This is a genomic window from Micromonospora sp. M61, from assembly GCF_018070245.1.
Lineage (GTDB): Bacteria > Actinomycetota > Actinomycetes > Mycobacteriales > Micromonosporaceae > Micromonospora > Micromonospora zamorensis.
Genome location: NZ_JAGPYA010000068.1, coordinates 24,380 through 34,220 on the forward strand (window position 1 = coordinate 24,380; position 9,841 = coordinate 34,220).

Consider the following 9,841-nt stretch of genomic DNA (forward strand, 5'->3'; position numbering starts at 1 on the left):
GTCACCCCCACGAGGGGGTACGCGTGACAAGGGCCCCGCGGTCAGCCGCGGGGCCCTTGCCGGCTGTCCTCAGCGGCATCCGGCAGATCAGGCGATAATGGTCGAACACTGTCCCGACGGCGGGGGCGATGGCGCACCGGTGAGTCCGTGCAGCGCCCTGACACTCCGTCAGGCCATCCGGGCACCGGATGCCACTGTGCTGGCTCGCGGCGGCACCGGGCGCGCCTAGACTGCCGCCGGCGGGACCGGTGGACCGCGGTGGCAATGGGGCCGTCGCGGCACCGAGCAGTCGGGGGAGAGCAGCCCCGAAGAGAGGTGTCTGCATCGTGAAGGTCGGAATCCCACGCGAGGTCAAGAACCACGAGTACCGCGTGGCGATCACGCCAGCGGGCGTCAACGAGTTCACCCGCAGCGGTCACCAGGTCTTCGTCGAGTCCGGCGCCGGCGTCGGCTCCAGCATCACCGACGAGGAGTTCGCCGCCGCGGGCGCGAAGATCCTCGGCACCGCCGACGAGGTGTGGGAGACCGCCGAGCTGGTGCTCAAGGTCAAGGAGCCGATCGCCGAGGAGTACCACCGGATGCGCGAGGGGCAGGTGCTCTTCACCTACCTGCACCTGGCCGCCTCCAAGGAGTGCACCGACGCGCTGGTCGACCGCAAGGTCACCGGCATCGCGTACGAGACGGTCGAGCTGCCCGACCGGTCGCTGCCGCTGCTCGCCCCGATGTCCGAGGTGGCCGGCCGGCTCGCCCCGCAGATGGGCGCCTTCTACATGATGCGCACCGGCGGGGGTCGCGGTGTGCTGCCCGGCGGTGTCTCCGGGGTGTACGCGGCCAAGACCGTGGTCATCGGCGCCGGCGTCTCCGGCATGAACGCCGCCGCGATCGCGCTGGGCCTGCAGTCCGAGGTGCTGCTGCTGGACAAGAACGTCGCCCGGCTGCGCTCGGCCGACGCCATCTACCGGGGCCACCTGCAGACCGTCGCGTCCAACGCCTACGAGGTCGAGCGGGCCGTGCTCGACGCCGACCTGGTCATCGGCGCGGTGCTGGTGCCCGGCACGAAGGCGCCGACGCTGATCTCCAACGAGCTGGTCTCCCGGATGAAGCCGGGCAGTGTGCTCGTCGACATCGCCATCGACCAGGGCGGCTGCTTCGAGGACTCGCGCCCCACCACGCACGCCGACCCGGTCTACAAGGTGCACGAGTCGATCTTCTACTGCGTGGCGAACATGCCCGGGGCGGTGCCGAACACCAGCACCTACGCGCTGACCAACGTCACCCTGCCGTACGCCCTGGAGTTGGCCAACCAGGGCTGGCGCGAGGCGCTGCGCAACGACCCGGCGCTGGCGCTGGGCCTGAACACCCACGACGGGCAGGTCACCTACGGCCCGGTCGCCGAGGCGCACGGCATGGACGTGCTCCCGCTGGCCGACGCACTGGCCTGAGCGGTGGCGGCCGAGCGGTAGCGAGCCGAGGGGCAGGGCACTGACCGACGGTGTAGCCGGCGCCGGCGTGGGCGAACAGCCCGCGCCGGCCCTGCGCCGTGCCGTGCGCGGCTACCTCGACCACCTGACCGTCGAACGTGGCCTGTCGGCGAACACGCTCACCTCGTACCGTCGGGATCTGGACCGCTACCTCGACACCCTGGTCGGCGCCGGCGTCACCGACCTCGCGTCGGTCGGCGCCGGCCTGGTCGAGGCGCACCTGGCGCGGCTGCGCGCGGGCGACGACGCCCACCCGCCGTTGGCGGTCTCCTCCGCCGCCCGGGCGGCCAGCGCGGTCCGCGGCCTGCACCGCTTCGCGCTGCGTGAGGGGCTGGCCGGCGTCGACCCCAGCCGCGACGTCCGCCCGCCCACCCCGCCGCGACGGCTGCCCCGGGCCCTGCCAGTCGACGACGTGGTCCGGCTGTTGGACATCGCCGGACCGATCACCGCCACCGGCGAGGACGCGCCCCTCGCGCTGCGCGACCGGGCGCTGCTGGAGTTCCTGTACGGCACCGGGGCGCGGATCTCCGAGGCGGTCGGTGCCGCCGTGGACGACCTCGACACCGACGAGGGCACCGTTCTGCTGCGTGGCAAGGGCGGCCGGGTCCGGCTGGTGCCGATCGGCGGGTACGCCGTCGACGCCGTCCGCGCGTACCTGGTCCGGGCCCGCCCTTCGCTGGCCGCCTCCGGCCGGGGAACACCGGCGGTGTTCCTCAACGCCCGCGGTGGCGCGCTGTCCCGCCAGGGCGCCTGGGGAATCCTGCGCCGCGCCGCCGAGCGGGCCGGGCTGCCCGTCGACGGGCCCGCCGCCGTCTCCCCGCACACCCTGCGCCACTCGTACGCCACGCATCTGCTCGACGGCGGCGCCGACGTCCGGGTGGTCCAGGAGCTGCTCGGGCACGCATCGGTGACCACCACCCAGGTCTACACGTTGGTCACCGTGGAGCGGCTGCGCGAGGTGTACGCCACCGCGCATCCGCGCGCCCGGGGCTGAACAGGTCGCGGTCGGCTCCGACACGCCGGGCCGGTGCCGAACCCCCTGCTGGTCGGTGGCGTACAGTCGGCATCGGCGCGGACCTCCTGGGGCGACACGACCGGGGTGCGCAGCGGCGCCGCGAAGGACGTCGGACGGCTCCGACGCCGGGTGGGGTCGTCGGGAGGGGGCAACGAGCACATGGCTGGCAACGGTGACCGTGCCGAGACCTGGACGTCGGAGCTCCGCGAGCAGCAGGCCACGCTCGGCGCGGACCTCGGTCCTGCGGACCCGGCTGCCTACACGATGCGCAAGCCCATTCCGGAGCCGATGCCCACCGATCGGCACGGCCCCGCGCGCATCATCGCGATGGCCAACCAGAAGGGTGGCGTCGGTAAGACCACGACCACCATCAACCTGGGCGCGGCGCTCGCGGAATATGGCCGCAAGGTGCTGCTGGTCGACTTCGACCCGCAGGGCGCGCTCTCGGTGGGGTTGGGCGTCAACCCGCACAACCTCGACCTGTCCATCTACAACCTGCTCATGCAGGACGACATCATCGCCGAGGACGTCGTCATCAAGACCGACGTCGCGGGGCTGCACCTGCTGCCGGCCAACATCGACCTCTCCGCCGCCGAGATCCAGCTCGTCAACGAGGTGGCCCGGGAGATGGCCCTGGCGCGGGTGCTGCGCACGGTCCGCAAGGAATACGACTACATCCTGATCGACTGCCAGCCGTCGCTCGGCCTGCTGGCGATCAACGCGCTGACCGTCGCGCACGGTGTGCTCATCCCGCTGGAGTGCGAGTTCTTCAGCCTGCGCGGTGTGGCGCTGCTGCTGGACACCATCGACAAGGTGCGCGAGCGACTCAACTTCGACCTGGAGCTGGAAGGCATCCTCGCCACCATGTACGACAGCCGCACCACGCACTGCCGTCAGGTGTTGCAGCGGGTCGTGGAGGCGTTCGGCGACAAGGTCTACCAGACGGTCATCACCAAGACGGTGAAGTTCCCCGAGTCCACCGTGGCCGGTGCGCCGATCACGACGATGGACCCGGCGTCCTCCGGGGCACGTAACTACCGTCAGCTGGCCCGCGAGGTGATCGCCGCCCAGTCGGAGCGGTAGCCGGAACGCCCGGTGCCCGCCTCGTGGACTACGGTCGTGCGGTGACCGCGCCACCCCTTGACCCGCCCGAGGCCGCTGCCACGGCGGTGGTCGATGGTGTGCCGCCCGCCGACGTGGCTGCCGACCTGCCCGCCGAGCCGGCTTCCACCGGTTTCACGGTGCGGCTGGCCAACTTCACCGGCCCGTTCGATCTGCTGCTGCAACTGATCGGCAAGCACAAGCTCGACGTGACCGAGGTGGCCCTGCACACGGTCACCGACGAGTTCATCGCCTACATCCGGGCCATGGGCGACAACTGGGACCTGGACGAGGCCAGCGAGTTCCTGCTGATCGCCGCGACGCTGCTCGACCTGAAGGCGGCCCGGCTGCTGCCCTCCGCCGAGGTGGAGGACGAGGCCGACCTGGCCCTGCTGGAGGCCCGGGACCTGCTCTTCGCCCGGCTGTTGCAGTACAAGGCGTACAAGGAAGCGGCGGCTTACATCGCCGAGTTGGAGGCCGTCGGCGGCCGGCGGTACCCGCGGGCGGTCAGCCTGGAGGCCCGCTACGCCGACGCGCTGCCCGACCTGGTGCTCGGCATCGGCCCGCAGCGGCTGCTGAAGCTGGCCGTGAAGGCGATGACCCCGAAGCCGGTGCCGGAGGTCTCCATCGCCCACGTGCACATGGTCCGGGTCAGTGTCCGGGAACACGCGGCGATCCTCGCTACCCGGCTGCGCCGGGCCGGCACGGCCACGTTCTCGCTGCTCTGCGCGGACTGTGAGGCGACCCTGGAGGTGGTGGCGCGGTTCCTCGCGCTGCTGGAGCTCTACCGGGAGGGCCTGGTGTCCTTCGTGCAGGAGCAGGCCCTGGAGGAGCTGACCGTTCGCTGGACCGGCCCGGCCGACGGTGACACCGAGGTGCACGTCGACGAGTACGCGGGCAGCCCGGCCGACCCGGAGCCGGTGGCGCAGACCGGGAGACCGGAGGCACCGGAGTTGCCGGGGGAGCGCTCTGGGGTGGACGGGACGGAAACGACGGAGGATGAGCGCGATGAGTGACGAGGATCGCCGGGACTCCCTGGCCGACCAGGCGGCCGCCTGGGTCCCCCCGTGGGAACGCCCCCGTCCGCCCGCCGCGGAACCGGACACCGCAGACGCCGCGTCTGACATCACCGCGCCCTCGCCGCCCACGGACGATCTGGCGGGACACCCGCCCGTCCAGGAGCCGGAATCCGCCGCGCTCCCCGGTGAGCTGGACCGCGCCGAGGCGGACCGCGCCGAGGCGGACCGCGCCGAGCCGGACCGCGCCGAGCCGGAGCCGGGCGAGCCGGGCGTGGGGGAGTCGTCCGAGGCTGCTGGCGTACCCCGGCGGCAGGCTGCGGGGCGGCGGCGGGTGACGGCCGCGCCGGAGCCCGCGCCGGAGCTGTCCGACACCGAGTTGCGCGGCGCCCTGGAGGCGATCCTGCTGGTGGTCGACGAGCCGGTCAGTGAGCTGGTCCTGGCCCAGGTGCTGGAGCAGCGGGCCGAACGGGTCGGGCCGGTGCTGGACGAGATCGCCGCCGGCTACACCGCCGCCGGGCACGGGTTCGAGCTGCGCCGGGCGGCCGGCGGGTGGCGGCTGTACACCCGGCCGGAATACGCTACGTACGTTGAGCGGTTCGTGTTGGACGGGCAGTCCGTACGGCTGACCCAGGCGGCGTTGGAGACGCTCGCCGTGGTCGCCTACAAGCAGCCGGTGACCCGTTCGCGAATCTCAGCCATCCGGGGTGTGAACTGCGACGGGGTCATCCGTACGCTGGTCACCCGCGGCCTCGTCGAGGAGTGCGGCACCGAAACGGACAGCGGGGCGTTCCTGTACAAGACCACCACGCTGTTCCTGGAGAAGCTCGGGCTGAACACCGTTGACGAGCTGCCGCCCCTCGCACCCTTCCTGCCCGACGACGTAGAAGAGCTTGCTGATGCGACCCGATAACCGTTCCCCCAAACCCGACGCCCCTGTCTTCGAGGGGGCTGAGCGCCTGCAGAAGGTGCTCGCCGCCGCCGGCGTGGGTTCCCGGCGTGCCTGCGAGGACCTGATCTTCCGCCGCCGGGTCACCGTGGACGGGCGGGTCGCCAAGCTCGGCGACAAGGTCGACCCGGCCACCGCCGTGATCCACGTGGACGGCGAGCGCCTCCAGGTCGACGTCCGCCTGGTCTACGTGGCGATGAACAAGCCGCGCGGGGTGGTCACCACCATGGCGGACGAAAAGGGACGCAACGAGCTGTCCGACTTCATCGGTGCCCGGCTGGAGCAGCGGGTCTACCACGTCGGGCGGCTCGACGCGGACAGCGAGGGCCTGCTGCTGCTCACCAACGACGGCACCCTCGCGCACAAGCTCATGCACCCCTCGTACCAGGTGCTGAAGACCTACCTCGCCGAGGTGGTCGGGCCGATCCCGCGCAACCTGAGCAAGCGGCTGTTGGCCGGGGTCGAGCTGGAGGACGGGCCGGTCAAAATCGACTCGTTCAAGGTGGTGGACACTCTGGGCAAGTCCGCCCAGGTGGAGCTGAGCCTGCACGAGGGGCGCAAGCACATCGTCCGGCGGCTGATGGAGGAGGTCGGCCACCCGGTCACCCGGCTGGTGCGTACCTCGATCGGTCCGATCCGGCTGGGTGACCTGCGCACCGGGCGGATCCGGCGGTTGACGAACGCCGAGGTCGCCGCCCTGTTCAACGCGGTGGGTGACTGACCCCCGAGTTCGGGGTACGGCTGCCGGTAGGCTTCGCAACGGCCGAGACGGCGGCCGCCGGGGTGGCGTGGGTCGCCTCCGGCGGCGTCGCGCGCAGGTCCGCCACGGACCGCGGGCATGATTGATGACGATTGACAAACCGCTTGCGGCGCCAGATCACCGGGCGATCCGTGAGGTACGGGCTGAGGAGGACACGGTGGAGGAAAACGTACGCGCCAGGCGATGTGTGGTCGCTGTGGACGGGCCGTCCGGTTCGGGTAAGTCCACCGTGTCGCGGCGGCTCGCCGTCGCGATCGGTGCGCGCTACCTGGACACCGGAGCGATGTACCGGGCGATCACGTTTGCTGTGCTGCGCTCCGGCGTGGATCTCACCGACGCCGCGTCGGTGGCCAAGGTCGCCGGCGAGGTCAAGCTGCACATCGGCACCCACCCGCAGGGGTACGCCGTGACCGTCGACGGTGTGGGCGTGGACGCGGACATCCGCGGCCCGGAGGTAACCGGCGCGGTTTCCGCCGTCGCCGCCGTGCCGGCTGTTCGTGAGTTGCTCGTCACCCGGCAGCGCGAGATGATCGCCAACGTTGGCCGGATCGTCGTCGAGGGTCGGGACATCGGCTCGGTCGTCGCGCCGGACGCGAACCTGAAGGTCTTCCTGACCGCCTCCGAGGCGGCCCGTGCCGCCCGGCGCAGCGCGGAGGACGCCGCTGACGTGGCGGCCACCGCCGCCGACCTGGCGCGACGGGACCGGCTCGACTCGACCCGCAAGGTCAACCCACTGGCGCAGGCGCCCGACGCCGTGGTGCTGGACACCACCGAGTTGGGCATCGACGAGGTCGTGGCGCGACTGCGCGAGCTGCTCACCGAGCGGGGTGTGGCATGAGTAGCGATGGTGGTGGCTGGGTCGAGCTGCGGGAGCCCGAGGTTGCCGTCGAGGAACCGAGCGGCCCGCAGCCGGTGGTGGCCGTGGTCGGTCGCCCCAACGTGGGTAAGTCCACTCTGGTCAACCGGATCATCGGCCGCCGCCAAGCGGTCGTCGAGGACGTTCCTGGTGTGACCCGGGACCGGGTGCCGTACGACGCGCAGTGGAACGGCCGGGCGTTCACCGTGGTGGACACCGGCGGTTGGGAGCCGGACGCGAAGGACCGCGCCGCGGCCATCGCGGCGCAGGCGGAGACGGCGGTCGTCACCGCCGACGTGGTCCTCTTCGTGGTCGACGCGATGGTGGGCTCCACCGACGTGGACGAGGCCGCGGTGAAGATGCTGCGGCGCAGCGCCAAGCCGGTGATCCTGGTGGCCAACAAGGCTGACAACACCTCCATCGAGATGGAGGCCGTGTCGCTGTGGTCGCTCGGCCTCGGCGAGCCGTTCCCGGTTTCCGCGCTGCACGGGCGAGGTTCCGGCGACCTGCTGGACGCCATCCTCGCCGCGCTGCCGGAAGCCCCGGCGATCGTGGAGAACCGACCGCGCGGACCCCGCCGGGTGGCGCTGGTCGGGCGGCCGAACGTGGGCAAGTCCAGCCTGCTCAACCGGTTCTCCGGTGAGGAGCGGGCGGTCGTCGACTCGGTGGCGGGCACCACTGTGGACCCGGTCGACAGTCTCGTCGAAATCGGCGGCCAGACCTGGCAGCTGGTCGACACCGCCGGGTTGCGCAAGCGGGTCGGCAAGGCCAGCGGCACCGAGTACTACGCCAGCCTGCGCACCGCCGGCGCCATCGAGGCCGCCGAGGTGGCCGTGGTGCTGCTGGACTCCAGCGAGCCGATCAGCGAGCAGGACCAGCGGATCCTGTCGATGGTGACCGAGTCGGGCCGGGCGCTGGTCATCGCGTTCAACAAGTGGGACCTGGTCGACGCCGACCGTCGGTACTACCTGGACAAGGAAATCGACCGGGAGCTGCGCCGCATCCCCTGGGCGATCCGCCTGAACCTGTCCGCGATGACCGGCCGTGCGGTGGACAAACTGGCCCCGGCCCTGAACAAGGCGCTCGCCAGCTGGGAAACGCGGGTGCCGACCGCGTACCTCAACCAGTGGCTGACCGCGCTGGTGCAGGCCACCCCGCACCCGGTGCGGGGCGGTCGCGCGCCGCGGATCCTGTTCGCCACGCAGGCCGGCGTGGCACCGCCGCGGTTCGTGCTCTTCACCACCGGTCCGCTGGACGCCGGATACCAGCGCTTCGTCGAGCGCAAGCTCCGCGAGGAATTCGGGTACGAAGGCAGCCCCATCGAAATCTCGGTCCGCCCCCGTAAGAAGCTGGGCCCCGGCGGCCGAGGCAAGGCGCACGGCTGACCTGCCCCTGTTCTCTCGAAATGCCGGATGGGCGGTCCTCGCCCGTCCGGCATTTCTTCAACCCCACCCTCCTAGGACGCTTTAGGGGGTGTGCGGTGGTTCGGTTGGCTCGCGGCGCGGGTGGGGCCTGTGCGAACGAGCCGGGGCTGCTGCGCTAAGCTGTACCGGCTGTCGCGTTGGGAAACCACGCGAGGGCGGGACGTGGCGCAGCTTGGTAGCGCACTTGACTGGGGGTCAAGGGGTCGTCGGTTCGAATCCGGCCGTCCCGACGCAGGTCAGAGGGCTGATCCGGATATCGGGTCGGCCCTTCTTGGCGTTCTGGGGACCACGTCGGTCAAGTGCGCCGCCCGGTAGCGCTACTTGACCGCTGGTCAAATATAGCGGCCTGGGGGCATCTAGAGCCCGGACGCAAGCTCGGAAAGCCAATCCTGGTGGTTTGCCTTCAGTGCGTCCCGTTGCTCTCGCGTCGGCAGGATGACGTCGGCTCCACCGTCGTAGGGGTGGTACAGCCATCGAAGGTCGGTGGGCGCAAGGAGTACGTTGGCCAACTCATCGTCGGCGACGGCCCTCAGCAGGACGTCGATCGCGTCCTGTCGCCACGGGATCGTCTCGGCGTAGAGCTGCGTGTAGCTGCGGTACTCCGGCTCTTCCTCGGGCTCTTCCAGCAGGGTCTGCCAGTGCCATGCCGACGGTGTGACTTCTGAACGCCTCGGCCACATCTGGGGCGTGGTTGCCGGGCTCTCTGTCCACTCGCTGGTGACAACGAGAAGGGCGGCACCTGGATCGAGCTCTGACAGCGTCGTGTAGTGCCGGTCGAGCAAAATCGCGTATTCGCTCTCGTTGTCTGGGTACCGCTTCGATCCTGGCAGGCTGTGGAACCTCACCCACCGGTCTGGGTACTGAACGCGAAGCCAGTGGGCGAACGGCAGGCATTCGGGCCAACGTTGCTCCCACAGCTCCGTCAAGGTCTGCGGGGTCAGTTCTTGCCTCGGGGTCACCGGGTTGTTGTACCTCAGGTGGAGAGGGGCGGCTTCGGTGGGGACCGGACAGGGACCACACGTCGTGCACGGAAGCCAACGACAAGAGACTGGTCGCACGGCTTGCAGGTATACAGAGCGTGCGTGACGTGCGTGGGCGTGTGACGAAGCGTCCTGGGGGTCAAGGGGTCGTCGGTTCGAATCCGGCCGTCCCGACGCAGGTCAGAGGGCTGATCCGGAAATCGGGTCGGCCCTTTCGCCGTTTTGGGGACCAAGCTCAGTCAAGTTGGTGCTGGCTAGC

9 protein-coding genes and 1 tRNA gene are annotated in these 9,841 nt (G+C 70.8%); 9 read left to right on the top strand and 1 reads right to left on the bottom strand.

Annotated elements, in window-relative coordinates:
• Positions 1 to 326 precede the first annotated feature (326 nt).
• The 9 genes from ald (at position 327) to KBX34_RS28435 (ending at position 8,832) form a co-directional block, all read left to right on the top strand.
• Entirely contained in the window at positions 327 to 1,442 is a 1,116-nt protein-coding gene (gene ald, locus KBX34_RS28395; RefSeq protein WP_088947530.1) for an alanine dehydrogenase, read from the top strand.
• A 67-nt stretch (positions 1,443 to 1,509) separates the two neighbouring features.
• Positions 1,510 to 2,475, top strand: a complete 966-nt coding sequence (locus KBX34_RS28400) for a site-specific tyrosine recombinase XerD (protein ID WP_210928001.1) — start codon at positions 1,510 to 1,512, stop codon at positions 2,473 to 2,475.
• Between the two features lie 180 nt (positions 2,476 to 2,655).
• A complete protein-coding gene (locus KBX34_RS28405; protein ID WP_030487987.1) occupies positions 2,656 to 3,579 on the top strand; it encodes a ParA family protein in 924 nt (307 codons plus the stop codon).
• A 41-nt stretch (positions 3,580 to 3,620) separates the two neighbouring features.
• Positions 3,621 to 4,613, top strand: coding sequence for a ScpA family protein (locus KBX34_RS28410; protein WP_374223727.1), 993 nt, complete (start codon positions 3,621 to 3,623; stop codon positions 4,611 to 4,613).
• Positions 4,606 to 5,526 (top strand): SMC-Scp complex subunit ScpB, encoded by a 921-nt coding sequence (gene scpB / locus KBX34_RS28415; RefSeq protein ID WP_210928006.1) that lies wholly within the window; start codon positions 4,606 to 4,608, stop codon positions 5,524 to 5,526. The genes KBX34_RS28410 and scpB overlap by 8 nt, the downstream gene beginning before the upstream one ends.
• Positions 5,513 to 6,283, top strand: a complete 771-nt coding sequence (locus tag KBX34_RS28420; protein WP_141908900.1) for a pseudouridine synthase — start codon at positions 5,513 to 5,515, stop codon at positions 6,281 to 6,283. Before scpB ends, KBX34_RS28420 begins: the two co-directional genes overlap by 14 nt.
• Positions 6,284 to 6,479: 196 nt before the next feature.
• Positions 6,480 to 7,160, top strand: coding sequence for a (d)CMP kinase (gene cmk, locus KBX34_RS28425; protein ID WP_210928008.1), 681 nt, complete (start codon positions 6,480 to 6,482; stop codon positions 7,158 to 7,160).
• Positions 7,157 to 8,563: a ribosome biogenesis GTPase Der gene (der, locus tag KBX34_RS28430; protein ID WP_088947534.1), complete on the top strand. Its 1,407-nt coding sequence runs from the start codon at positions 7,157 to 7,159 to the stop codon at positions 8,561 to 8,563. The genes cmk and der overlap by 4 nt, the downstream gene beginning before the upstream one ends.
• Before the next feature lie 195 nt (positions 8,564 to 8,758).
• Positions 8,759 to 8,832 (top strand) — tRNA-Pro (locus KBX34_RS28435).
• Between the two features lie 126 nt (positions 8,833 to 8,958).
• Here KBX34_RS28435 and KBX34_RS28440 read toward each other — a convergent pair.
• Positions 8,959 to 9,447, bottom strand: coding sequence for a hypothetical protein (locus tag KBX34_RS28440; protein ID WP_307871515.1), 489 nt, complete (start codon positions 9,445 to 9,447; stop codon positions 8,959 to 8,961).
• Positions 9,448 to 9,841 lie beyond the last annotated feature (394 nt).

What these genes read in the sequence shown, in the direction of transcription:
- KBX34_RS28405 (WP_030487987.1), top strand. Translation starts at nt 2,656, where the DNA reads ATGGCTGGCAACGGTGACCGTGCCGAGACCTGGACGTCGGAGCTCCGC.
- scpB (WP_210928006.1), top strand. Translation starts at nt 4,606, where the DNA reads ATGAGTGACGAGGATCGCCGGGACTCCCTGGCCGACCAGGCGGCCGCC.
- KBX34_RS28420 (WP_141908900.1), top strand. Translation starts at nt 5,513, where the DNA reads ATGCGACCCGATAACCGTTCCCCCAAACCCGACGCCCCTGTCTTCGAG.
- der (WP_088947534.1), top strand. Translation starts at nt 7,157, where the DNA reads ATGAGTAGCGATGGTGGTGGCTGGGTCGAGCTGCGGGAGCCCGAGGTT.